Source organism: Marinobacter nanhaiticus D15-8W, from assembly GCF_036511935.1.
Classification (GTDB): Bacteria; Pseudomonadota; Gammaproteobacteria; order Pseudomonadales; family Oleiphilaceae; genus Marinobacter_A; species Marinobacter_A nanhaiticus.
The window spans coordinates 2201378-2225166 of record NZ_AP028878.1; the positions used below are offsets into that span (position 1 = coordinate 2201378).

Here is a 23789-nt window from a genome sequence, read left to right on the forward strand (position 1 = left end):
ACCGGCGAATGACTGTAGTAGAGATCGGAGCGCTGGTGCTCCTCGGCGGTGTGGCGGGGTTTATCAATGTGTTGTCCGCGGGTGGCTCGATGCTGACCCTACCGCTGCTGATGTTCCTCGGGTTGCCACCGCAGGTGGCAAACGGTACCAACCGGGTGGCCATTACCCTGCAAAGCGTCACGGCGGTCGGCAGTTTCTTCCGCGGTGGTCATGGCAACCTGGGCGTCAGCCTCCGGCTGGCGATTCCAGCGATACTGGGCTCGTTGCTGGGGGCCTGGATTGCCACCTGGATTTCCCGGGAGGTCTTCGAATTCGTGCTCGTGGCAGCCATGATCGGCGCCTCGGCCTTTATGCTCCTGCCCCAACCTCAACTGGATACCCGACCATTGACGCCGGATCGGCTTGGGCCGGTTATCTATCTGGCGATGTTCCTGATCGGCCTGTACGGAGGCTTTATCCAGGTAGGCGTGGGCGCGCTGTTTATTGTCGTACTCTACCGTATGCTCAGGATCGACCTGCGCCAGGTCAACGTCTTCAAGGTCGCAATCATCCTGCTGTATACCCTGCCGGCGCTGGCGATATTCGCAATCAATGATCAGGTGTGGTGGGGCACTGGCCTGTTGCTGGCCACCGGCAATATCACTGGCGCCATGCTGGCGGTTAAAGTCAATATGGGTCCGAAAGGCGCCCAATGGATCAAGTGGCTGACGCTGGTCATGGTCGCCGCCATTCTGGTCAGACTGATTTTCTATTGATGTCTGGTTTCCGCTCGTATGTTGTTGGTGTAAGGATCGGGTAGCGCTGCTGCCTGGCTGATGACGCTGGATAGCGCAAGAGCGGCGCTATGCTGAACGAAGGTGCTTGTGCTGCAAGCGAATAGCAAGGGAGACGACACCGTGAAAGCGATGGTTATCGAACAGTTCGGCGAACCTGATGTTTTTGTTGAGCGGGAGGTGGAAACACCGGAGCCCCAGTCGGGCCAGGTCCGTATCCGGGTCGTCGCCTCCAGCGCCAATCCGATCGAGACCAAGATCCGTTCCGGTTTCGTTCGCTCCGGCCCGGAGATGCCCGCGATCCTGAACGGCGACGTGGCGGGCATCGTGGACAAGGTCGGCCCTGGTGTTACGCGTTTCGCCGAGGGCGATGAGGTCTTCGGCTGTGCGGGCGGTGTCCGAGGCTGGCAGGGAGCACTGGCGGATTTCATGATCGCCGATGAACGAGTGCTGGCCAAACGGACGGCGAAGATCAAGTTGCCGTTGGAGCAATGCGCTGCCTTGCCGCTGGTCTTCCTCACGGCCTGGACCGCGCTGGCGGATCGCGGCGGCCTCAAGGCCGGTGAGTTTGCGTTGATTCACGCGGGTACGGGGGGCGTTGGCCATGCGGCGATCCAGATTGCCCGGCATCTGGGCGCTCGGGTTGCGACAACGGTTTCCTCGGAAGAGAAAGCCGAACTGGCCCAATCGCTTGGCGCGGAGGATATTATTTTCTACCGAGACGAGGCGGTGGACCATTACGTCACACGTCTGACGGGTGGCAGCGGCTTCGACCTGGTATTCGACACCGTGGGCGGAGAAAACCTTGACCGCTCGATTGAAGCAACAGGCGTTTCACGTCGGCTCTGTTCGATCAATACCCGGTCGACACATGACCTGTCTCAACTGCACGCAAAGAACCTCTCGCTTCACGTGATCTTCCGGTCGGTGCCGCTACTGCACGGTATTGGTATGGACGATCAGCCACGCCTGCTGGACAACCTCACGCAGATGCTTGAGGAGGATGCCGTCAGGCCGCTGATCGACTCGCAGACCTTTGCATTCACCGACGTTGCCGAGGCTCATCGGAGACTGGAAAAGGGTCAGGCACTCGGCAAGATCCTGCTGGTGAGATGACCGAACGTTAATCCCTCGTTGATGAATAAACCGTCAAGCTGGTTCGCATCCTGCTGATTTGCCTGTTAGTCTTTGGTTCGAGGACCTTGGGAACATGAACTGAGGTCCGGACCCACATGGACTGGCGGGTTACCTTCGGTGGAAATTATGGATCAGCCTGTAACTGCGGTGATCGCTGAATACTGGGCCATCGGACTCTTCATTTTTGCGGTTCTGGCTCTGTGTGCCTTTATGATCGGCGCGTCCATGCTATTGGGCGGCCGCAGTCGCGGGCGCAGCAAAGACATTCCCTTCGAATCCGGCGTTATCGGCACGGGCAGTGCCAGGCAGCGCTTTTCCGTCAAGTTCTATCTGGTTGCGATGCTGTTCGTGATCTTCGATATCGAAGCCGTCTTCCTTTTTGCCTGGGCGGTGTCCGTGCGTGAAGTCGGCTGGGTTGGTTTCTGGGGCGCCGCAATTTTTATTTTCGTCCTGTTGGCCGGTCTGCTTTACGACAGCCGGGTTGGCGCTCTGGATTGGGCGCCAAAAGGCCGCAAACCGTCAACGAGCAGGTCGCGATGAACATTTGTTGCTGAACACCGGTCCGCTAGGCCGTTACGATCAACCATAAAGATAAAAGCAGTAGGGAGTCTGGAAGTTACCGATTGAGGGAGGAAGCACATGTCATACACCCTGACACGGGCTGATGACGCTGTGGCCGCGGAAACCGACCATTATCCGCTCGGCCAACGCCGCAAAGTAGAGGACCCCATCAAGCGTCAGCTTGAACGCAATGTCTTCACCGGCAAGCTTGAGGAGGTGCTCAACTCGGCGGTGAACTGGGGCCGGAAGAACTCCCTCTGGCCCTACAATTTCGGACTCTCCTGCTGTTACGTGGAAATGACCACGGCCTTCACGGCGCCCCACGATATCGCCCGGTTCGGCTCCGAGGTCATCCGTGCCTCCCCGCGTCAGGCGGATTTCATGGTGATTGCGGGTACCTGTTTCATCAAGATGGCACCGGTGATCCAGCAGCTCTACGACCAGATGCTCGAACCCAAGTGGGTTATTTCCATGGGTTCCTGCGCAAATTCCGGCGGCATGTACGATATTTATTCAGTAGTGCAGGGCGTGGATAAGTTCCTGCCTGTCGATGTTTATGTGCCCGGTTGCCCGCCGCGGCCTGAGGCGTTCCTGCAAGGCTTGCAACTGCTGCGGGACTCCATCGGCGAAGAGCGGCGGCCCCTGTCCTGGGTTGTGGGGGATCAGGGGGTCTACAGGGCGGATATGCCGTCACAACGTTTGAAGCACAGGGATCGCCGCATACAGGCGACGGAGTTACGTAGTCCCGACAGCCTATAGCTTTCGACCTTTGAAGGACGTCGATAGCGACCTCGACACTGGCAGTTCCTGGTCATCCATCCTCGGTAGAGGCCGACTATGAGCGTTGCTACTCCCGCGAGAGGGCAAGCGGACAATGAAGCCGTGAGCGATCCGGTGCTGGAATCGTTGCGGCAGCACTTCGGCGAAACACTATTCGTCGAACAGGCCGCGCTGACGGGCATGCCCGTAGTGTGGGTGCCGCATGAGCACCTTATCGATACGCTGACCTTCCTGCGAGATATGGACGGTCCGTTCTCGATGCTGTTCGACCTGTCCGCGATTGACGAGCGCTTGCGGGGACAGCGTTCCGGCCTGCCGCCTTCTGACTTTACGGTTTTCTACCACCTGCTTTCCGTCGACCGTAACAGGGATATCCTGCTGAAGGTTGCGCTCACGGAAGATGATCTTTCGGTGCCCACGAGTGTTTCCGTATTCCCGAACGCCAACTGGTACGAGCGGGAAGTGTGGGACATGTTCGGCATAAGCTTCGCTGGCCATCCTCACCTTACGCGTATCCTCATGCCGCCCACCTGGCACGGGCATCCGCTACGCAAGGACTACCCGGCCCGGGCGACGGAGTTCGACCCCTACACCCTGACCGTTGAGGGGCAGGACACCGAACAGCACGCCCTGCAGTTTGATCCCGAGTCCTGGGGCATGAAGCGTGAGCGCAACGGCGCCGAATTCATGTTCCTCAATCTTGGACCCAACCATCCTTCGGCCCATGGCGCCTTCCGTATCGTGCTACAGCTTGACGGCGAGGAGATCGTCGACTGCGTACCGGACATTGGCTACCACCACCGGGGTGCGGAGAAGATGGGCGAGCGCCAGTCCTGGCACAGTTTCATTCCCTACACCGATCGGGTGGATTACACCGGCGGTGTGATGAACAACTTGCCGTACATATTGGCGGTCGAGAAACTGGCGGGTATCGAGGTGACGGATCGGGCCAAGACCATGCGGGTCATGCTGGCAGAGATGTTCCGTATCACCAGTCATCTTCTGTTCCTGGGGACCTACCTGCAGGACCTGGGCGCGATGTCGCCGGTGTTCTTCACCTTCAGCGATCGCCAGCGTGCCTACAAGGTCATCGAGGGTATTACCGGTTTCCGTATGCATCCGGCGTTCTTCCGGATCGGCGGGCTAGCCCAGGATCTGCCCAAGGGATGGGAAGGGCTGGTCCAGGAATTCCTCGACTGGATGCCCAAGCGCCTACGGGAGTATGAGCGAGCGATGATGGACAACATCCTGGTTCGTGAGCGTACCCGCAACGTCGCCGCGTTCAATACCGAGGAAGCCCTCGCCTGGGGCGTCACCGGTCCCAATCTGCGGGCGACCGGCTGTGATTACGATTTACGTAAACAGCGGCCATATTCCGGCTACGAGAATTTCGAGTTCGAGATTCCCCTGGGTAAGAACGGTGATGTCTTTGATCGGGGCCAGTTGCGTATCGACGAGATGCGTCAGAGCCTGCGCATTATCCAGCAATGCGTCGACCACATGCCGGCCGGGGATTACAAGGCCGATCACCCGCTGACCACACCGCCTCCGCGGGAGCGCATGCTGCAGCATATCGAGACGCTGATCACCCATTTCCTGCAGGTTTCCTGGGGCCCCGTGCTCAAGCCCAACGAATCCTGCCAACTGGTTGAGGCAACCAAAGGCATCAATAGCTATTACCTGACCAGCGATGGCAACACGACGAGTTACCGGACCCGTATCCGTACGCCCAGCTTCCCGCATTTGCAGCAGATACCGGCGCTGTTCCGGGGCGGCTTCGTGCCGGATTTGATCGCCCACCTGGGCAGCATTGATTTTGTCATGGCAGACGTGGACCGCTGATGAAAACCGAAGAGACGCCCTCCAACGCAGTCACCATCGCCACCGACGGCCACGGATTCGTATTGCACGGCGATGACCTCGAGGCCATCCGCCACGAACGCGATCATTACGAACAGGCCCAGGCAGCCTGCATCGAGGCGCTGAAGATCGTCCAGCGTCGTCATGGTTGGGTTCCCGACGGTGCGATTCCGGCCATTGCCGACGCGTTGGGAGTTACGCCGGCTTCGGTCGAGGGGGTGGCGACCTTTTACAGTCTGGTCTTCCGGCAGCCGGTGGGTCGGCATGTCATCCTCGTATGTGACAGCAGCTCCTGCTTCCTGACGGATTACGAGGCCCTGCGGGAAGCATTGTCACAGCGGTTAGGCATTGATTTCGGCCAAACCACCGACGATGGCCGGTTCACCTTGCTACCGGTCTGCTGTCTCGGGGCCTGCGATCGCGGGCCTGCCTTGATGATCGATGATGACACCTACGGGCCCGTCCACCCGGACGATGTGGACGTGCTCCTGGAGGCTTATTCATGAGTCGAGATCTGCCCCGGCTTCGCTACCACAGCCAGCTTCGCCAGTCGGCCCACGAGCGGCGGGAGGAGACCCATCCGTTGACTTGGCGTATGCGTGACGACGGACAGCCGGTCTTCCTCGAGGAGTATTCAAAAAAGGATGGCTATGCTGCGGTAAAGCACGTGCTGAACGAGCTGAGCGGCAAGGATGTCATCGAGCAGATGAAGACAGCCAACGTGCGCGGCCGTGGCGGTGCCGGTTTCTCCGCAGGGGTGAAGTGGAGCCTGACCATGCAGGGCGGCGATTTGCCTCGGGGTTACCTGGTCTGCAATGCGGACGAGATGGAACCGGGCACCTTCAAGGACCGCCTGATCATGGAGCAGATGCCGCACCTGCTGATCGAGGGCATGATCCTGGGTGCCTACGCCAACAACTCGCGGTTCGGCTACATCTTCCTTCGCGGTGAGTACGTGGAATCGGCCCGCGCATTGCAGCGCGCCATCGAAGAGGCCCGTGCCGCCGGTTGGTTGGGGGACAATATCGCCGGCAGTGGTTTCGATTTCGATATCGCCCTGCATACCGGTGCCGGACGCTATATCTGCGGTGAGGAAACAGCGCTCATCAATTCCCTGGAAGGCAAGCGCGCCAATCCCAGGGCAAAGCCGCCGTTCCCCGGCCAATCCGGTGCGTGGGGTAAGCCCACAGTCGTCAACAACGTCGAAACCCTGTGCAACACCCCGGCCGTCATGCGTCACGGTGCGGAATGGTTCCAGGGCATTTCCGGGGATTTAAGCGATGACGGCGGCACCAAGCTCTACGGGGTTTCGGGCAGGGTGAAGCGTACCGGCCTCTGGGAACTGCCTATAGGAACACCCGGTGAAGAAATCATGGACCTGGCCGGCGGCGTCGTCGAAGGCCAATCCCTCAAGGCATGGCTGCCCGGTGGTGGCAGCACCGGCTTCCTGTTGCCCGAACACCTGAAGCTGGGACTCGACTTCGACACCATTGGCAAGGAGGGCAGCCGCCTGGGCACCGGTTTGCTGACGGTCGTGACCGACCAGCAAAGCATGGTATCGCTGATGCGGAATCTCGAAGCTTTCTTCGCCCGCGAATCCTGCGGCTGGTGTACCCCGTGTCGCGACGGTCTGCCCTGGACGGTGAAGATCCTCCAGGCCCTGGAGCGTGGAGAAGGGGAAGAGGGAGACATTGAGTTGTTAGAAAAACTGGCGGACGATCAGGGCCCCGGCAAGACCTTCTGCGCGCACGCGCCTGGCGCCGCCATGCCGCTATCCAGCGCAATCAAGTATTTCCGTGACGAATTCGAGGCTGGCGTTAGCCATCCGAGGCGGGAAGCACACGCGGATCCGATACCGGTAGGCGAGGTGTAAGCGTATGGCGACGATCCATGTGGACGGCAATTCCTACACGGTCGACGGCGCGGATAATCTGCTGCATGCCTGCCTGTCGCTGGGACTGGATATTCCATACTTCTGCTGGCACCCGGCCATGGGGAGCGTTGGGGCGTGCCGCCAGTGTGCGGTAAAGCAATACAAGGACGAGGAAGACGATAAGGGCATGCTGGTGATGGCGTGCATGGCGCCCTCGTCGGATGGGACACGTATTTCCATCGATGATGACGAAGCGCGAGAATTCCGTGCCAGCGTCATCGAGTGGCTGATGATCAACCATCCCCATGATTGTCCAGTCTGCGAGGAAGGTGGGCACTGCCACCTGCAGGATATGACGGTAATGACCGGTCATGACCGCCGTCGTTACCGATTCCGCAAGCGCACCCATCGTAACCAGTACCTCGGGCCGTTTATCGCCCACGAAATGAATCGCTGTATTACCTGCTACCGCTGTACCCGTTTCTACAACGACTATGCCGGCGGCACCGATCTGGGCGCGTTTGGCGCAAACAGTAATATCTACTTCGGGCGCTACGAAGAGGGTACGCTGGAGAGTCCATTTTCCGGCAACCTGACGGAAGTCTGTCCTACCGGCGTCTTCACCGACCAGACCCACAGCCAGCGTTATACCCGCAAGTGGGACATGCAGTTCGGCCCAAGTGTGTGCCACCAATGTTCGGTGGGTTGCAATATCTCTCCGGGCGAGCGGTATGGCGACATTCGCCGGATCGAGAACCGCTACCACGGCGAGATCAATCGCTTCTTTCTATGCGATCGCGGGCGCTTCGGCTACGGCTACGTCAACCGTAACGACCGTCCAGTCGAACCGGCGTGGCGTGGCGACGGGCAGGGCTCAGCGGTCAGCTTGTCGGTAGACGCCGCGCTTGATCGCGGAAGTGATTTGCTTCGCGATGCGCGCCGGGTCATCGGCATCGGTTCTCCAAGGGCCAGCCTGGAAAGTAACCATCAGCTGCGTGAACTGGTCGGTGCCGACAATTTCTCTACCGGCATTGCCTCCAGCGAATGGACTTGCATCCAGCAGATGGCGGAGCTTTCGTTGTCCACCGGCCTGCCTACGCCGACCCTGCGGGAAGTCGAAGAACACGATGCCGTATTGGTCCTGGGTGAGGACCTGATCCAGAGCGCTGCGCGTGTGGGGCTTTCCGTGCGTCAGGCCATCCTGGGCCGCCGGGGCGAGCACGCCGGCAGTCGCGGCATTCCGACCTGGAACGCCGAAGCGATCAAGACGCTCGGCCAGGACAGTCGCTACCCGCTCTATTCACTATATCCGGCCAGCACGGGTCTGGACGGTATCGCCATGCCGGTACCGCAATTGGATCCCGAGGCTATTGCCCGAGTCGGTCATGCCGTTGCCCATTGCATCGATGATGCCTCACCCGCGGTACCGGACCTCGAAGCCGAAGACCGGGACTTGGCGAATGAAATCGCTGCAGCCTTGTTGAAAGCCAGCCGTCCGCTGGTCGTCAGTGGCAGCTCTATGGAATCCCCAGCCATCCTGGACGCGGCAGGCAACATAGCCCGCGCGCTGGCTCGTCGTGCCTGTAATGGTGGATTTATGCTGGTGCGCCGGGAAGCAAACAGTACGGGGCTTGGATTGATGGGTGGGCAGACCCTTGACTGGGCGCTGGAGGAACTGACGGAACAGCGCGCCGATGCGGTGGTGATCCTGGAAAACGATCTTTATCAGCGTCTGCCCAGCAGCCTTGTGGAGAAGGCCTTGGGTCAGGCCAGAACCGTCATCGTGCTGGACCATCAGAGTACCGACACACTGAATCAAGCGCATCTGTCCTTGCCGGCGTCGAGCTTTGCCGAGGCGGATGGCACACTGGTTAATATGGAAGGCCGCGCGCAGCGTTTCTTCCAGGTCTACGACCCGGGCTATATCCGTCCGGAAACCAGGATTCGCGAAAGCTGGCGTTGGCTGCATGCGCTCAAATGCGGCCTGCAGCGCCAGATGGTTACGGAGATCAACCTGGATCAGGTGACGGTGGCGTGCGCCGAACACAACCCGGGTTTGGCACAGATAGTCTACGCGGCGCCGGGATCGAGCTACCGGGTCCGTGGCACCAAGCTGGCTCGGGAGCCGCATCGCTATAGCGGCCGCACCTCGATGCGCGCGCATCTGAATGTCAGCGAACCACGGGCACCGCAGGATGTGGACACGCCGTTCACATTCTCCATGGAGGGATACAACGGCTTCGACCGCCCCCGGGATACCGTGGCCTTCGCCTGGGCTCCGGGCTGGAACTCGCCCCAGGCTTGGAACAAGTTTACCGACGAGGTGGGCGGCCATCTTAGTGCCGGCGACCCCGGCGTGCGCCTGGTGGAGCCGGTACCCGGTATTTACCGCTACAGTGATTCTGTTCCGGCAGCGTTTGCCTCGCAGGAAGGTGAGTGGCGCGTCATAGTTCTGCCGCGGCTGTTCGGCGGTGATGAGACCTCGGCCCGTGCGGAACCGATTCAGGAGCGCGCCGGACGTGCGGAGCTGATCCTCTCCGAGCGGGATGCCCAGCTACTCGGTGTGTCCCCGGGAGACTCTCTCAAAATGGCACTGAATGGGTCTGAGCGAACCTTCCCGGTTCACATTGAGGCTGGCTTTCCGTCAGGGATGGTGGGCTTACCCGCCGGCGCAGGAACGGACTTCGCCAACGGTAGTTGGGCTAGCCTCAGCCTGGCCGGGTCGGATCCGGTGATGTCGGACCAGCCAGCGGCTGATGGTGGGGAGGCACGCCCATGAGCTGGTTGACGCCAGAGCTGCTCGCTATCCTCTACGCCATGTTCCAGGCTGTGGTGATCCTGTTGGGCGCCGTGCTGCTCGGGGCGGTCATGACGGTGATCGAGCGCCGTCTGCTGGGGCTCTGGCAGGATCGTTATGGTCCCAACCGAGTGGGGCCTTTCGGTTCGATGCAATTGGTCGCCGACATGATCAAGATCTTCTTCAAGGAAGACTGGATTCCGCCGTTTGCCGATCGCAAGCTGTTCGTGCTGGCACCGGCAATCGCCATGGCCTCGCTGCTGCTGTCGTTCATGATCATCCCGATTACGCCGGGCTGGGGTGTGGCCGACCTCAATATCGGCCTACTGTTCTTCTTCGCGATGGCGGGCATCAACGTCTACGCGGTACTGTTCGGCGGCTGGTCCAGCGGCAACAAGTACGCGCTGATCGGCGCCATGCGGGCGTCGGCCCAGACCCTGTCCTATGAGGTGTTCATGGGGCTCGCCCTGATGGGCGTGGTGGCCCTTGCCGGCACCTTCAATATGCGCGATATCGTCCAGGCCCAGGAAGGGCTGTGGTACATCATCCCGCAGTTCTTCGGCTTCTGTACCTTCCTGATCGCGGGTATTGCGGTAACCCACCGCCATCCCTTCGACCAACCGGAAGCGGAGCAGGAGCTGGCAGACGGCTATCACATCGAATACTCAAGCATGAAGTTCGGCATGTTCTTCATCGGCGAGTACGTGGGCATGGTGCTGGTGTCCGCGCTGATCGTGACGCTCTTCTTTGGCGGTTGGCACGGCCCCTGGCTGCCACCGATCATCTGGTTTGCGCTCAAGACGGGCTTTTTCCTGATGGTATTCGTGTTGCTGCGGGCCGCGCTGCCACGGCCGCGGTACGACCGGGTCATGAGCTTTGGCTGGAAGGTTTGCCTGCCGCTGACGCTGATCAATTTGCTGGTAACCGGTGCGGTGATCCTGCTGGATACACCGGCCGCGGGAGGAAGCTGATGACACCCAGACAGCTGATAACCGGAACCTGGTCGCAACTGAAGACCATGGGCATCATCTTCATGCATTCGTTCCGCAAACGGGAGACGGTGAACTATCCGGAGGAGCAGGTTGACCTGCCACCACGCTATCGTGGCCGTATCGTGCTGACCCGCGACCCGGATGGTGAGGAGCGGTGCGTCGCCTGCAATCTCTGCGCGGTGGCCTGTCCGGTGGACTGCATCGCGTTGCAGAAAGGAGAACATGAAGATGGCCGCTGGTATCCGGAGTTCTTCCGCATCAACTTCTCCCGCTGCATCTTCTGCGGCATGTGCGAGGAAGCCTGCCCCACATCCGCCATCCAGCTCACGCCGGATTTCGAGATGAGCGAGTATGACCGCCAGGAGCTGGTCTACGAGAAGGAAGACCTGTTGATCAACGGGCCCGGCAAGGACCATGACTATCACTTCTACAAGGTGGCCGGGCTGTCGATTGCGGGTAAGGACAAAGGCAAGGCCCAGAACGAACAGGAACCCATAGACGTGAAGACGTTGTTGCCCTGACTCGGTCGGGGCCACAGCCAGCCCGAGAGCAGGAAAGAAGAGCAACGGTTAAGAACAGCACTAGGAAGAGGAGCGGGGAAGAGCGACGATGGAACTGGCCTTTTACCTCAGTGGACTCGTGGCCGTATTGGCCACGCTGGGCGTAATCAGCGGCACCAACGCCGTGCATGCCCTGTTGTACCTGATTGTCTCGCTGATCGCCGTGGCCATGGTGTACTTCGCCCTGGGCGCGCCATTTGCCGGGGCCCTGGAGATTATCGTGTATGCCGGGGCGATCATGGTGCTGTTCGTGTTCGTCGTGATGATCCTCAACCTGGGCGAGGGCGCGGCCGAGCAAGAGCGGCTCTGGCTCAAGGCTGGAACCTGGTTCGGGCCCTCTGTACTTGCGTTGGTCCTGCTGGGTGTTTTGGTCTACAGCCTGTGGCAGGGCGATGCGGGCCGTGTGATCGAAGGTGAGACACTGACCGCCAAAGCTGTGGGTACGACGCTGTTCGGACCCTGGCTGCTGGTGGTCGAGCTGGCTGCGATGCTGTTGCTGGCAGCACTGGTGACAGCGTCCCATGTAGGCCGCATGTGGCCCGCCAAACCGAATGACAAAGGCAGGGGAGGCGATCAATGAGCGGTGTGCCCATGGAGCACGGCCTGATCCTGGCGGCCATCCTGTTTGCGCTCGGACTGGCCGGACTGATGTTCCGGCGCAATATGGTTTTCGTGCTGATGAGCCTGGAGATCATGCTTAACGCAGCGGGTCTGGCCTTTATCGTCGCCGGCACCGCCTGGCAACAGCCCGAGGGTCAGGCCATGTTCCTGCTGGTCATCACGCTGGCGGCCGCGGAAGCCAGCGTTGGCTTGGCCTTGCTGATCCAGCTCTACCAGCGCTTCAGGACCCTCGATACGGATAAAGCAAGCGGGATGCGCGGATGACGGATTTATCGACATCACTCTTGCCCTGGACCTTTCTGTTGCCCCTGATCGGCATGCTGATCCTGGCATTTTCACATGGGCGTCTGGGCGACCGGCCCAGCGCTTTCGTCGGGGTTGCCAGCGTCGGGCTGGCCGCCATCGTGACCGCTGTCATCGGGTTCGAATTCCTGGTGGGCGATCGCGAGCCGCAGTCCATAACGCTCTGGACCTGGATCTCGGTCGGGGACTTCACGCCCACCATCGGCCTCGCACTTGATGGGCTTTCGCTGACGATGCTGGGGGTGATCACCGGTGTCGGTTTCCTCATCCATCTCTTCGCCGCCTGGTACATGCACGGCGATGAGGGCATTACGCGCTTCTTTGCCTACATGAACCTGTTCGTGTTCAGTATGGTGCTGCTGGTGCTGGGCGATAACCTGCTGCTGCTATTCCTGGGCTGGGAAGGGGTTGGCCTGTGCAGTTACCTGCTGATTGGCTACTACTACCGGGACTCGGCCAACGGGGCGGCGGCCTTCAAGGCGTTTATCGTGACGCGGATTGGCGACGTGTTCCTGGCGATCGGGATGTTCCTGCTATTCAGCCAGGTGGGTACGCTGAACATTGAAGAGATCCTGCGTACGGCGCCCGAACTCTGGGCGCGCGGGGATACCACCGTGGAGATTGCCGCCTTGCTGGTTCTCGGTGGTGCCCTCGGCAAGTCCGCGCAACTACCCCTGCATACCTGGCTGGCCGATGCCATGGCTGGTCCCACGCCGGTCTCCGCGCTGATCCATGCCGCGACCATGGTCACCGCGGGTGTCTACCTGATTGCCAGATTGCATGGGTTGTTCGACCTTGCTCCTGCTGCCCAGTACCTGGTCGGTCTCATTGGGGCGCTGACACTTCTTATGGCAGGCTTTGCTGCCCTGGCGCAGACCGACATCAAGCGGGTGCTGGCCTATTCCACCATGAGTCAGATCGGCTATATGTTCCTTGCGCTCGGGGTAGGTGCCTACGACGCCGCTATCTTTCACCTGGAAACGCACGCCTTTTTCAAGGCGTTGTTGTTCCTATCGGCGGGCGCGGTCATTGTCAGTTGTCACCATGAACAGGATATACGCCGCCTCGGCGGTCTCTGGCGCCGCCTGCCCCTGGCCTACGCGGGGTTCGTACTCGGGGGATCCGCCCTGGTGGCCTTGCCGCTAGTGAGTGCGGGTTTCTTCAGCAAGGACGAAATTCTGTGGCAAGAATTCGCTTCGGGTCAGACGGGATTGCTTCTTGCTGGCCTGGCTGGGGCCTTCTTGACGTCCATCTACACGCTGCGCTTGATCATTGGCATCTTCCATGGTGCCGAAGGCAGCGACAAAGCCCGGCATGCCGAGCCTGGCCGTGGGCTACAGCATGGTCTGCCCATTGTCGTCCTGGGTGTTCTTTCGACGTTCCTGGGAGGATTGATCACACCTCCGCTGGAAGGTGTTCTGCCGGCAGGACCAGGGGCCCAGAGCGACTCCGGACATGTCACCTTGGAGCTCCTTGCCGCCGCCACCTCCCTTGCGGGCGTTGGTGTTGGTCTCTGGCTTTTCCTGAATCGCAGGCAGTGGCTGGACCGTCGTGTATCGAAGGGCTGGCCTGCGCAGTTGTGGACGTACTGGAACCATGCCTGGGGATTCGACTGGCTGTTCGATCGCACGTTAGTGCGGCCATACCAGGCCATGGTGCGCTGGATGCGAAATGACCTGGTCGACCGCCTCATGGGACTGGTCGCAGCCGTCGTCCGGGTTTTCAACGCCGGCCTGGTGCTGACCCAGACCGGGCGCCTGCGCACCTATGCCACGTCGATGGCCTTGGGAGCGACCCTGGTCCTATTGGTTTTGGCGCTGAATTACTGACACAAAGGGAGAGTGTATGACGCCAGGACGAGAGGCGATGGCGCATCGGTTGATCAATGCAGGCCCTGGGAGGGAGAACTCGACACCATGGTGTTGATCTGGCTGATCCTGATTCCGTTTATCGGTGGCCTGCTGTGTTGGCAGGCTGACCAATGGGGCGAGAAGGTGCCGCGCTGGATTGCGCTGGCAACCATGACGCTGGTATTCGTCACGACGCTGGTACTCTGGTGGCACGGCGACTACCGGTTGCCAGCTGCGGAGGGGGGCGACGCCGCCATCCGCTGGGCCATGGAATACCGCGTCCCCTGGATACCGCGCTTTGGTATCGATATCCACCTGGCCCTCGATGGCCTCTCGCTGATCCTGATCGCCTTAACAGGGCTATTGGGCATGCTGGCGGTGATCTGCTCCTGGAAGGAGATCTCCCAGCGGATCGGCTTTTTCCACCTGAACCTGCTCTTCATCCTCGCGGGTGTTGTCGGGGTCTTCCTGGCCATCGACCTGTTCCTGTTTTTCTTCTTCTGGGAAATGATGCTGGTGCCCATGTACTTCCTGATCGCGCTCTGGGGACATAGCGGGTCGGAGGGCAAGACCCGCATCCGGGCGGCGATGAAGTTCTTCATCTATACCCAGGCGAGCGGGCTGCTGATGCTGGTGTCCATCCTGGCCCTGGTGTTTATGCACCACGCCAATACCGGCGAGTACTCCTTCGCCTATGCCGATCTGTTGCAGACGCCGCTATCCGAACCCATGGCCATGTTGCTGATGCTCGGCTTTTTCGTGGCGTTTGCGGTCAAGCTGCCGGTGGTGCCGTTCCACGGCTGGTTGCCGGATGCCCATGCCCAGGCGCCCACGGCCGGCAGTGTGGATCTGGCGGGCATCCTGCTGAAAACCGCCGCCTATGGGATGCTGCGTTTCGCGCTGCCGCTGTTTCCCGAAGCGTCGCAGACTTTTGCGCCCGTTGCGATGGCGCTGGGTGTGGTGGGCGTGTTCTACGGGGCATTGCTTGCCTGCGGCCAGCAGGATATCAAGCGCCTTATTGCCTACACGTCGATCTCCCATATGGGTTTCGTGATCATCGGCATCTACTCCGGCTCCCAACTTGCTCTGCAGGGCGTGGTGGTGCTCATGGTGGCTCATGCGTTCTCAGCGGCCGGCCTTTTCATACTCAGTGGCCAGTTGTTCGAGCGCCTACATACCCGCGATATGCGCAAGATGGGCGGTTTGTGGGGCCGTTTCGAGAGTCTCCCCGGTTTCTCCCTGTGCTTTGTTGCGGCTTCGTTGGGTATGCCCGGGACGGCCAATTTCATCGGCGAGTTCATGGTGCTTTTCGGGACTTTCCCCGTTGCCCCGACCGTAGTGGTACTGGCCAGCATCGGTCTTGTGCTGGCAGCAATCTATTCACTGATCCTGATGCAACGGGTGCATTTCGGTCCTTCGCAGGGGGAGGGGCAGTTCCGCGGTCTGGACTGGCGTGAATATTCCATGATGTCCGGTTTGCTGGCCCTGGTTTTGCTGTTCGGCCTCTATCCACAACCGCTGTTGGACACGACCAGCGCGGTCATGGTTGAAGTGCAGCAGGTGTTCGCTGCGGGTGCCGAAGTGGGTACGGTCCATTGGTTCAAGGGAGGGCAATGATGCTGACGAAAGCCGACATCTTTGCCCTGACGCCCGTGATCCTCGTCTGCGCAACCGCGATAACGGTGATGCTGGGGATTGCGTGGCGCCGCCACCATGCCGCCACGTTCCTGGTTTCTGTCCTGGGGCTGAACCTGGCTCTGGTCTCGGTGATCGCGGTGTGGCTGATGGGTACGGTCGAGACGCCGCTGCTGGTGTTCGACGGCCTGGCCATCTTTGGCATGGCGGTCGTGCTGGTTTCCTCCCTGGCCTGCGCCACTTTCGCCCATGGCTACCTGGAAGGCTATCCAGGGCCAAAGGAGGAGTTCTACCTGCTGCTGCTCTGTGCTGCTGCCGGCGGTATGGTGCTGGTGGCCAGCCGTCACCTGGCGACTATCTTCTTCGGCCTTGAACTGCTCTCCATGCCGCTTTACGGCATGTTGGCGTACACCTTTCGGGATGAACGTTCCCTTGAGGCGGGGATCAAGTACCTGATCCTGTCCGCGGCCGGAACAGCCTTCCTGCTGTTCGGTATGGCCTTGCTCTACGCCGAGACCGGCGCGCTGGATATTGCGACCATTGGCGCCCGGCTGGCGAGTACGCAAGGTGTCTGGGCTATTGCAGGTGCAGGGCTGATGCTGGTGGGGCTCGGCTTCAAGCTTTCGTTCGTACCTTTCCATCTCTGGACGCCGGACGTCTACCAGGGCGGGCCTGGACCTTCGGCTACCTTCCTGGCTACGGCAAGCAAGGCGGCCGTGTTCATTGTTTTCCTGCGTATCGTGATGGAGGTGCCGGTGTTCCACGAAACCGGACCCCACCTGATCCTGACGGTACTGGCATTGATTACGATGCTGGTGGGCAACATTTTGGCTTTGCTCCAGCCCAACCTGAAACGCCTCTTGGGGTATTCCTCCATCGCTCACTTCGGCTATCTGCTGGTTGTGCTGGTGGTGGCTGATGGGCTTGCTGTGGAGACGGCGGGCATCTACCTGGTGACCTACCTGGTCACGACGCTGGGCGCTTTCGGCGTCGTGACGGTGCTCTCCAGTCCCTATAGTGGTGAAGATGCTTCGGCCCTGCATCACTACCGCGGGCTGTTCTGGCGACGGCCGTATCTGGCGGCGGTGTTGACCGTGTCCCTGCTTTCTCTCGCGGGCATTCCATTTACCGCCGGCTTCATCGGCAAGTTCTATATCGTCGCGCTCGCCGTCGAGGCCGGGCGCTGGTGGTTGGTTGGCGGTATCCTTGCGGGCAGTGCCATCGGGCTTTACTACTACCTGCGCGTCCTGGTTACCCTGTACCTCGTAGAGCCGGGCATGCAGCGTAGAGATGCCCCTCACGATTGGGCTATTCGTGCCGGGGGGCTGGTGACCCTGGGCCTGGCGTTGCTGGTGATCCTGTTAGGTGTATACCCGACACCGGCGATCGACTGGATGGCCGATATCGCGGTGGCGGGTCAGTAAGAAAGGAGAACCTGTGATCAGTCTGAGCCCGGACAACTGGTCTGTCGGCGTCGCCGTAGGTGTTTTCTGCGCCTGCGCACTGGTGATCGGCGTCTTGGGTACGCGGCTCACCCGGGTCGTGGACCAACTTGCGGACCGGCTCGGGATTGGCGAGGCGCTTGCGGGCGCGGTGATCCTGGGGGCCGCGACATCGCTTTCCGGTTCCGTCCTTTCGGTAACTGCGGCCTGGCGGGGGCATCCGGAACTGGCTATCAGTAATGCGATGGGCGGCATCGCTGTACAGACGCTCTTCCTGGCCCTGGCTGACTTGGTCTACCGGCGTGCAAACCTGGAGCATGCCGCGGCTTCGGTGCCCAACATGCTGCAGAATGCGCTGCTGATAGCGCTCCTTTCGCTGATCCTGTTTGCACCGCTATCGCCGAATGTCACGATCTGGGGGGTGCATCCGATAACACCGATCCTGTTTGGCATGTATATCTACGGTATCTGGTTAGTCAGGAATGCCCGCCTGGAACCCATGTGGCGTCCATCGTTCACCCAGGAGACGCGACAGGACGTGCCGGATGACGTCAACCAGATGCCGCCGTTGCCTCGGCTGGGTATCGAGTTTGCGGTACTGACAAGTGGACTTGCGATTGCCGGGTTCCTGCTCGAGCCGACAGCAAACAAGATTGCGTCGGCTTCCGGGCTCTCGCTCACTGCGGTGGGCGTTCTGTTCACGGCAGTCAGTACATCCATTCCTGAGCTGGTGACGTCGATTGCGGCCGTGCGAAGGGGCGCGCTGACTCTGGCGATTGGCGGCATTATTGGCGGCAACGCCTTCGACACGCTTTTCATGGCGGCGTCTGACGTGGCGTACAGAGATGGTTCCATTTACCACGCCATGCGCGACTCGTCGCAATTCTGGGTGGCGCTGACGTTGTTGATGTGTGGCATCCTGATGATGGGACTGATCCGCCGGCAAGAGCAGGGCATTGCCCGTATCGGCTCTGAAAGTTTTGCAATAATCGTGCTTTACGTGGTCGGGGTTTGCCTTATGTTGTTGGCGGGTGGTTGAGTTAAGCGGTTATGGTTCACATAGAGTAGATAAGAGAAGCGTGTATGGAAGCTTAGGAAAAACGCCGGAACTGTTTAAACGCTTCCAGATGCACGTGTTCTTGTCCCGCGAAAGGCCGAAGGAACAGCCAAGACGTCGGGCCCCTTCCTGCTCCGTAACCGGTGGGCGGAGCAAATGCCCGGAGCTCAGTCCGGACGGCCGAAATTTTGATGCATTGCAGAGAAATTGAGGTTATCCGCTATGACCCACGAAACAAACCCTTACCCTTCGCGATTAAAAGAAGATCAGGGCATCGATCCCTTTGTTCGTCTTGATCCGGTCGTACATTCCCGTAATCAGTGGCGCTGGGATGGACCGCTGGATGAAATGTCACTTTCGAGATATGAGCGAGACGGCTTTCTTTGGTTTGAAGGGTTCTTTTCCCAGGAGCGCATGCAGCCTTTCTTCGACGAGCTGAAGGAGATGGCTGAGGATAAGAAACTCATGGAATCGCAGCAGATCATCAAAGACCCCGAGTCGGGAGAGATTCGGTCTGTTTTCGCGATGCACGAAATTTCCGATCATTTCAACCGACTCACCCGGGACCCTCGTATACTGGGAATGGTGCGTCAGCTGCTGGGCAGTGAAGTTTATATTCACCAGTCGCGCATCAATGACAAATTCGGCTTTCAGGGAAGCGGTTTCGACTGGCATTCGGATTTCGAAACCTGGCATTCCGAAGACGGTATGCCGCGCATGCGGGCGGTAAGTGCATCGCTCATGCTTACCGACAATAATGAGTTCAACGGCCCGCTGATGCTGATTCCGGGATCACATCATTACTTCGTACCCTGCATAGGCGAAACGCCAGACATGAACTGGACGGATTCCCTGAAGGCACAGCGCCTCGGTGTTCCTGATCAGGATTCCCTCGCCATGTTGGCTGAACGTGGAGGGATACAGGCTCCGAAAGGACCGGCAGGGTCGCTACTCCTGTTCGAATGCAATACCCTGCATGCGTCCAACAAAAACATGTCGCCATGGCCGCGGTCTAACCTGTTCTTCGTCTACAACAGCGTAGAGAATCAGTTGGAAGAACCATACGCCGCACCAAACCCACGTCCGGAATTTCTGGGTGCCCGTGAAAACACCGATCCGCTAACGATGCATGATGATTTCCCTGAGCTGGCGGGGCAGGGAGTCAGCCCACTCAAGTTCAGAGGCTAATCAAGGACGTTACTCTCTCGGTTGAGACAGCATGCCTTGTACTTGCGACCGCTCCCGCACGGGCAGCGGTCGTTGCGGCTCGGCTTGAACGTTCCCTGGCGAGGGGTTCCACTAACGTAGAGCCACTGATTCTCTTCGCGGACAAAGTCTGAGTTTTCCTCCAGGTAACCCCATCGCCCCATCTCGCGATACATGGCGCGAAAATGTACATTCCCTTTATTGCCCGTTTCCGATGCGTCGAGTATCTGCAAAGTCGTCCAGTTCGGTGAGCCCTGGAGGTCGAGATCCGAAGGGCGTGTCGTTGGGTGCCAGGTTTGCAGCAGATAGCCGATCTTGTGCATCACGAAAGCGGTGAAGCGCGATCGCATCAGGGATTCGGGTGACGGCGCGGATTTGCCATCGTGAAACGGCTTGCAGCATTCTGCATAGGACAGCTGGCTACCGCAGGGACAGAGAAGAGCGGTACTCATAAGTAACTTCGGAACGGTTAGAAGACCAAAAAAAACGCCAGCTGCGAGAGCTGGCGTCTTCCGGGCATAGCCCTTGGAGTATCCAGTCGGGGCTTAGGCTACGGAAGCCTTGGCCGCCTTGCTGGTGTAGTTCTCCATCTGGTCGAAGTTCAGGTACTTGTAGATGTCCTTGGACATGCTGTTCAGGTCCTTGGCGTACTCCATGTACTCCGCCGGCGTCGGCAGTTTGCCGAGAACCGCGCCCACAGCCGCCAGTTCCGCAGAAGTCAGGTACACGTTGGCACCATCGCCCAGGCGGTTCGGGAAGTTACGGGTGGAGGTGGACAGTACCGTGGACTTGGCCGCGACACGAGCCTGGTTGCCCATGCACAGGGAGCAGCCCGGCATTTCGGTGCGTACACCGGCAGTGCCGTAGGTGTTGAAGTAGCCTTCTTCCATCAGCTGCGCCTGGTCCATCTTGGTCGGCGGCGACATCCACAGGCGGGTGCTCAGCGGGCCCTTGTGCTGTTCCAGCAGCTTGCCGGCGGCACGGAAGTGACCGATGTTGGTCATGCACGAACCGATGAACACTTCGTCCACCTTGTCGCCGGCCACTTCGGACAGGACCTTGGCATCGTCCGGGTCGTTCGGGCAGCAGACGATCGGCTCCTTGATATCGGCCAGGTCGATCTCGATGACGTGTGAGTATTCCGCGTCCTTGTCGGCACGCATGAGGCTTGGGTTCGCCAGCCACTCTTCCATCTTCTTGGCGCGACGCTCAAGCGTACGCGGGTCGCCGTAGCCTTCGGCGATCATCCAGCGCAGCATGACGATGTTGGAGCGCAGGTACTCGGCAACGGAGTCTTCGGACAGGTTGATGGTACAGCCGGCTGCAGAGCGCTCGGCGGAGGCGTCAGACAGCTCGAACGCCTGCTCGACGGTCAGGTGCTCCAGACCCTCGATCTCGAGGATACGGCCAGAGAACTCGTTGATCTTGCCTTTCTTCTCGACGGTCAGCAGGCCTTGCTTGATACCATACAGCGGGATCGCATGAACCAAGTCACGCAGGGTGATACCCGGCTGCATTTCACCCTTGAAGCGAACCAGAACAGACTCAGGCATATCCAGCGGCATAACGCCAGTTGCTGCCGCAAAGGCCACCAGGCCGGAACCCGCCGGGAAGGAGATACCCATCGGGAAACGGGTGTGGGAGTCACCGCCGGTGCCCACGGTGTCCGGCAGCAGCATGCGGTTCAGCCAGGAGTGGATGATGCCGTCACCCGGACGCAGGGCAACACCGCCGCGGGTCTGGATGAAGTCCGGCATGGTGTGCTGCATCTCCACGTCAACCGGCTTGGGATAAGCGGCGGTGTGACAGAAGGACTGCATCACCAGGTCGGACTGGAAGCCCAGGCAGGCCAGGTCTTTCAGTTCGTCACGGGTCATGGGGCCGGTGGTGTCCTGGGAGCCTACAGTGGTCATTTCCGGCTCGCAGTAGGTGCCTGGGCGAACGCCTTGGCCCTCTTCCAGGCCGCAGGCCTTGCCGACCATCTTCTGGGCCAGGGTGAAGCCCTTGGTGCCCGCTTCCGGATCTTTCGGCAGACGGAAAATGTCAGTGGCGCCCAGTCCAAGCGCTTCGCGAGCCTTGTTGGTCAGACCGCGGCCGATGATCAGCGGGATACGGCCGCCTGCCTGGACTTCGTCGAGGATCACTTCGGACTTGAAACCGAACTCGGAGATAGTCTCGCCGGCCTCGTTCAGGATCTTGCCTTCGTACGGGCGGATGTCGATGACGTCGCCCATGTTCATGTCGTCTACCGGGGCCTCGAATACAAGGGCGCCAGCGTCTTCCATGGTGTTGAAGAAGATCGGCGCAACCTTGTTACCTATACAGACACCGCCGGCACGCTTGTTGGGCACGCCAGGAATGTCTTCACCGAAGAACCAGAGTACGGAGTTGGTTGCGGACTTACGTGAGGAACCGGTGCCGACCACGTCGCCAACGAAGGCAACCGGCAGACCCTTGCTCTTGATCTCATCGATCTGGGTCATCGGGCCGGTGGTACCCGGATCTTCCGGGGTCAGGCCGTCGCGGGGCATCTTGTAGGCGGCACGGGCGTGCAGCGGGATGTCCGGGCGGGACCAGGCATCCGGGGCCGGGGAAAGGTCATCGGTGTTGGTTTCGCCAGTCACCTTAAACACGACCATTTTCATGCTTTCAGGCACTTTCTTCTTGCCGGTGAACCACTCGGCATTGGCCCAGGATTCCATGACGTCCTTGGCGACGGCGTTGCCGGCGTCCATCTTTTCCTTCACGTCGTTGAAGGCGTCGAACATCAGCAGCGTTTTCTTCAGCTTCTCGCCGGCCAGCTTGGCCAGGTCGGCGTTGTCCAGCAGCTCGACCAGCGTGGCAATGTTGTAACCACCCTGCATCATACCCAGCAGCTCAACGGCTTTTTCCTTGCTGATCAGTGGGGAGTTTGCTTCATCCTTGACGACTGCAGTGAGGAATGCGGCCTTGACGTAGGCAGCCTCGTCAACACCTGGCGGAATACGGTTTTCCAGCAGGTAAACCAGTTCTTCTTCTTCACCGGCCGGCGGGTTCTTCAGCAGCTCGACCAATGCAGCAGTTTGCTCGGCATTCAGGGGCTTGGGGGGAATACCCAGTGCCGCGCGCTCTTCGACGTGTTTACGGTATTCTTCTAACACGGTAAGACCCTCATCAGTTAGGATGCCCCGCAGTGTCAAAAGGAGGCACTGAATAAATAGATTACGTAACCTTCCTGGCGGTGCTTGGCATCGATGGGGAAGGGCAAGTTACTTATTCAGTGGCTCCTTTTTGAGCAGGGATTATTGGTGACTGGGGAATCGTCGTTGGTTCCCCGATATGTGTCCCGTCTGGCTAATTCATTCATCTACTGGCAGGCGCCCCAGTAACGCAATACTGACAGGCGCTTGCGGCGCGGACCCAGCAATAGTCAATGAATTAGCCCGACAGGACACCGAGTTCGGGCGGCAATTCTAGCGGAAATCCCTGACGAAGTTAAGTTGTACAAATGGCGAGCATGTGGTTGGTCATGATGCCTGCGGCCATCCGCCGACGCAGCCGGATTGATCGAATCGTGTATAATGCGCGGCCATTGATAGAGACGTACCGGAACCGATTTAACCCGTATGCAAGCCGCTCTCGATAATATCCATAGCTTCCTGCCATGCCGCACGCCCCGGCAGTGGATCGAAAACGCACTGGCTAACCAGGACCTGCTGCTGATCGATCACGCCCATTGCGAAAAAAAAGCAGCGTCTACTGCACTAAGCCTGATGTATCGCTACGTGGATTATTCCGATCTGCTGAACAAAATGTCGCGCCTTGCCAGGGAAGAGTTGCGGCATTTCGAGCAGGTGCTGGCGATCATGAAAAAACGAGGTGTCGAGTACGGCCACCTCACGCCAGCACGCTATGCGGCGGAACTGCGTAAGGAAGTAAGAACCGAGGATCCCGGGCGCCTGGTTGATGTGCTGATCGTTGGCGCCATCATTGAGGCACGTTCCTGTGAACGCTTTGCCGCCTTGGCACCGCATCTGGACGCTGATCTGGAAAAGTTCTACACCAGCCTGCTCAAATCAGAGGCGCGGCATTATCAGGATTACCTGAAATTGGCGGAGAGGGCAGCTGGCGAATCGATCGACGACCGTATTGCGGCATTTCTGGCTATCGAGCAAGGTTTGATCGAAAAGCCGGATGTCGAGTTTCGTTTCCATAGTGGTCCGGTTGCCAACTGAGTCAGCGGTTGCTCTGCCTAACGCTACCTACCGGATCCTTATTGGATTGATGCGCATCGGCTTCGCCTCAGCGCATCCTACGTTGCCGCATGCTCCCGCGTAGGATGTGGTGAGCGCAAGTGAACCGA

20 protein-coding genes are annotated in these 23789 nt (G+C 59.7%); 18 read left to right on the forward strand and 2 right to left on the reverse strand.

Translation table 11 applies throughout. The annotated features are described in order from the left end of the window. Window positions 1–8: 8 nt before the first annotated feature. From RE428_RS09895 to thpD, 17 genes are all read left to right on the forward strand, one after another. On the forward strand, window positions 9–755 hold the full coding sequence (locus tag RE428_RS09895) for a sulfite exporter TauE/SafE family protein (protein ID WP_004581843.1): 747 nt from the start codon (window positions 9–11) through the stop codon (window positions 753–755). Between the two features lie 150 nt (window positions 756–905). Beyond that, window positions 906–1889: a zinc-dependent alcohol dehydrogenase family protein gene (locus tag RE428_RS09900; protein ID WP_227500287.1), complete on the forward strand. Its 984-nt coding sequence runs from the start codon at window positions 906–908 to the stop codon at window positions 1887–1889. A gap of 147 nt (window positions 1890–2036) precedes the next feature. Next, window positions 2037–2450: an NADH-quinone oxidoreductase subunit A gene (locus RE428_RS09905; RefSeq protein ID WP_004581845.1), complete on the forward strand. Its 414-nt coding sequence runs from the start codon at window positions 2037–2039 to the stop codon at window positions 2448–2450. Between the two features lie 99 nt (window positions 2451–2549). Beyond that, entirely contained in the window at window positions 2550–3230 is a 681-nt protein-coding gene (locus RE428_RS09910) for a NuoB/complex I 20 kDa subunit family protein (protein WP_004581846.1), read from the forward strand. Between the two features lie 78 nt (window positions 3231–3308). Then, the gene (gene nuoC / locus RE428_RS09915) at window positions 3309–5093 is read left to right on the forward strand and encodes an NADH-quinone oxidoreductase subunit C/D (RefSeq protein ID WP_040882632.1); all 1785 of its coding nucleotides are present in this window, start codon (window positions 3309–3311) and stop codon (window positions 5091–5093) included. Next, window positions 5093–5617, forward strand: a complete 525-nt coding sequence (gene nuoE, locus RE428_RS09920; RefSeq protein WP_004581848.1) for an NADH-quinone oxidoreductase subunit NuoE — start codon at window positions 5093–5095, stop codon at window positions 5615–5617. The genes nuoC and nuoE overlap by 1 nt, the downstream gene beginning before the upstream one ends. Then, on the forward strand, window positions 5614–6984 hold the full coding sequence (gene nuoF, locus RE428_RS09925) for an NADH-quinone oxidoreductase subunit NuoF (RefSeq protein WP_004581849.1): 1371 nt from the start codon (window positions 5614–5616) through the stop codon (window positions 6982–6984). Before nuoE ends, nuoF begins: the two co-directional genes overlap by 4 nt. Before the next feature lie 4 nt (window positions 6985–6988). Next, window positions 6989–9763, forward strand: a complete 2775-nt coding sequence (nuoG, locus tag RE428_RS09930; protein ID WP_004581850.1) for an NADH-quinone oxidoreductase subunit NuoG — start codon at window positions 6989–6991, stop codon at window positions 9761–9763. Further along, entirely contained in the window at window positions 9760–10752 is a 993-nt protein-coding gene (gene nuoH / locus RE428_RS09935; protein ID WP_004581851.1) for an NADH-quinone oxidoreductase subunit NuoH, read from the forward strand. The genes nuoG and nuoH overlap by 4 nt, the downstream gene beginning before the upstream one ends. Then, window positions 10752–11294 carry an NADH-quinone oxidoreductase subunit NuoI gene (nuoI, locus tag RE428_RS09940; RefSeq protein ID WP_004581852.1) on the forward strand — a complete coding sequence of 181 codons (543 nt, stop codon included), beginning with the start codon at window positions 10752–10754 and terminating at the stop codon, window positions 11292–11294. Before nuoH ends, nuoI begins: the two co-directional genes overlap by 1 nt. Window positions 11295–11382: 88 nt before the next feature. Further along, window positions 11383–11913, forward strand: coding sequence for an NADH-quinone oxidoreductase subunit J (gene nuoJ, locus RE428_RS09945; protein ID WP_004581853.1), 531 nt, complete (start codon window positions 11383–11385; stop codon window positions 11911–11913). Beyond that, complete coding sequence (gene nuoK / locus RE428_RS09950) at window positions 11910–12218, forward strand: NADH-quinone oxidoreductase subunit NuoK (protein WP_004581854.1); 309 nt, start codon at window positions 11910–11912, stop codon at window positions 12216–12218. The genes nuoJ and nuoK overlap by 4 nt, the downstream gene beginning before the upstream one ends. Continuing rightward, the gene (nuoL, locus tag RE428_RS09955) at window positions 12215–14086 is read left to right on the forward strand and encodes an NADH-quinone oxidoreductase subunit L (protein WP_004581855.1); all 1872 of its coding nucleotides are present in this window, start codon (window positions 12215–12217) and stop codon (window positions 14084–14086) included. The genes nuoK and nuoL overlap by 4 nt, the downstream gene beginning before the upstream one ends. 87 nt (window positions 14087–14173) lie before the next feature. Next, the gene (gene nuoM / locus RE428_RS09960; RefSeq protein ID WP_004581856.1) at window positions 14174–15724 is read left to right on the forward strand and encodes an NADH-quinone oxidoreductase subunit M; all 1551 of its coding nucleotides are present in this window, start codon (window positions 14174–14176) and stop codon (window positions 15722–15724) included. Continuing rightward, on the forward strand, window positions 15724–17166 hold the full coding sequence (gene nuoN / locus RE428_RS09965; protein WP_004581857.1) for an NADH-quinone oxidoreductase subunit NuoN: 1443 nt from the start codon (window positions 15724–15726) through the stop codon (window positions 17164–17166). Before nuoM ends, nuoN begins: the two co-directional genes overlap by 1 nt. Before the next feature lie 13 nt (window positions 17167–17179). Then, window positions 17180–18223 carry a sodium:calcium antiporter gene (locus RE428_RS09970; RefSeq protein WP_004581858.1) on the forward strand — a complete coding sequence of 348 codons (1044 nt, stop codon included), beginning with the start codon at window positions 17180–17182 and terminating at the stop codon, window positions 18221–18223. A gap of 240 nt (window positions 18224–18463) precedes the next feature. Then, window positions 18464–19429, forward strand: coding sequence for an ectoine hydroxylase (gene thpD, locus RE428_RS09975; protein ID WP_051079797.1), 966 nt, complete (start codon window positions 18464–18466; stop codon window positions 19427–19429). On the opposite strand, the gene RE428_RS09980 is transcribed toward thpD, so the two are convergent. Both RE428_RS09980 and acnB read right to left on the reverse strand, forming a co-directional pair. Continuing rightward, window positions 19426–19899: a YchJ family protein gene (locus RE428_RS09980; RefSeq protein ID WP_004581860.1), complete on the reverse strand. Its 474-nt coding sequence runs from the start codon at window positions 19897–19899 to the stop codon at window positions 19426–19428. The two genes, thpD and RE428_RS09980, sit on opposite strands and share 4 nt — an antisense overlap. Window positions 19900–19992: 93 nt before the next feature. Continuing rightward, entirely contained in the window at window positions 19993–22587 is a 2595-nt protein-coding gene (acnB, locus tag RE428_RS09985) for a bifunctional aconitate hydratase 2/2-methylisocitrate dehydratase (RefSeq protein WP_004581861.1), read from the reverse strand. Window positions 22588–23052: 465 nt separating this feature from the next. Between acnB and RE428_RS09990 the strand changes: the two genes are divergently transcribed. Further along, the gene (locus RE428_RS09990; RefSeq protein WP_004581862.1) at window positions 23053–23661 is read left to right on the forward strand and encodes a MiaE family protein; all 609 of its coding nucleotides are present in this window, start codon (window positions 23053–23055) and stop codon (window positions 23659–23661) included. The last annotated feature ends 128 nt before the right edge of the window (window positions 23662–23789 follow it).

Coding starts and splice junctions, on each gene's coding strand:
- RE428_RS09895 (WP_004581843.1), top strand. CDS start 9: ATGACTGTAGTAGAGATCGGAGCGCTGGTGCTCCTCGGCGGTGTGGCG.
- RE428_RS09900 (WP_227500287.1), top strand. CDS start 906: ATGGTTATCGAACAGTTCGGCGAACCTGATGTTTTTGTTGAGCGGGAG.
- RE428_RS09905 (WP_004581845.1), top strand. CDS start 2,037: ATGGATCAGCCTGTAACTGCGGTGATCGCTGAATACTGGGCCATCGGA.
- RE428_RS09910 (WP_004581846.1), top strand. CDS start 2,550: ATGTCATACACCCTGACACGGGCTGATGACGCTGTGGCCGCGGAAACC.
- nuoC (WP_040882632.1), top strand. CDS start 3,309: ATGAGCGTTGCTACTCCCGCGAGAGGGCAAGCGGACAATGAAGCCGTG.
- nuoE (WP_004581848.1), top strand. CDS start 5,093: ATGAAAACCGAAGAGACGCCCTCCAACGCAGTCACCATCGCCACCGAC.
- nuoF (WP_004581849.1), top strand. CDS start 5,614: ATGAGTCGAGATCTGCCCCGGCTTCGCTACCACAGCCAGCTTCGCCAG.
- nuoG (WP_004581850.1), top strand. CDS start 6,989: ATGGCGACGATCCATGTGGACGGCAATTCCTACACGGTCGACGGCGCG.
- nuoH (WP_004581851.1), top strand. CDS start 9,760: ATGAGCTGGTTGACGCCAGAGCTGCTCGCTATCCTCTACGCCATGTTC.
- nuoI (WP_004581852.1), top strand. CDS start 10,752: ATGACACCCAGACAGCTGATAACCGGAACCTGGTCGCAACTGAAGACC.
- nuoJ (WP_004581853.1), top strand. CDS start 11,383: ATGGAACTGGCCTTTTACCTCAGTGGACTCGTGGCCGTATTGGCCACG.
- nuoK (WP_004581854.1), top strand. CDS start 11,910: ATGAGCGGTGTGCCCATGGAGCACGGCCTGATCCTGGCGGCCATCCTG.
- nuoL (WP_004581855.1), top strand. CDS start 12,215: ATGACGGATTTATCGACATCACTCTTGCCCTGGACCTTTCTGTTGCCC.
- nuoM (WP_004581856.1), top strand. CDS start 14,174: ATGGTGTTGATCTGGCTGATCCTGATTCCGTTTATCGGTGGCCTGCTG.
- nuoN (WP_004581857.1), top strand. CDS start 15,724: ATGCTGACGAAAGCCGACATCTTTGCCCTGACGCCCGTGATCCTCGTC.
- thpD (WP_051079797.1), top strand. CDS start 18,464: ATGACCCACGAAACAAACCCTTACCCTTCGCGATTAAAAGAAGATCAG.
- RE428_RS09980 (WP_004581860.1), bottom strand. CDS start 19,899: ATGAGTACCGCTCTTCTCTGTCCCTGCGGTAGCCAGCTGTCCTATGCA.
- RE428_RS09990 (WP_004581862.1), top strand. CDS start 23,053: ATGCAAGCCGCTCTCGATAATATCCATAGCTTCCTGCCATGCCGCACG.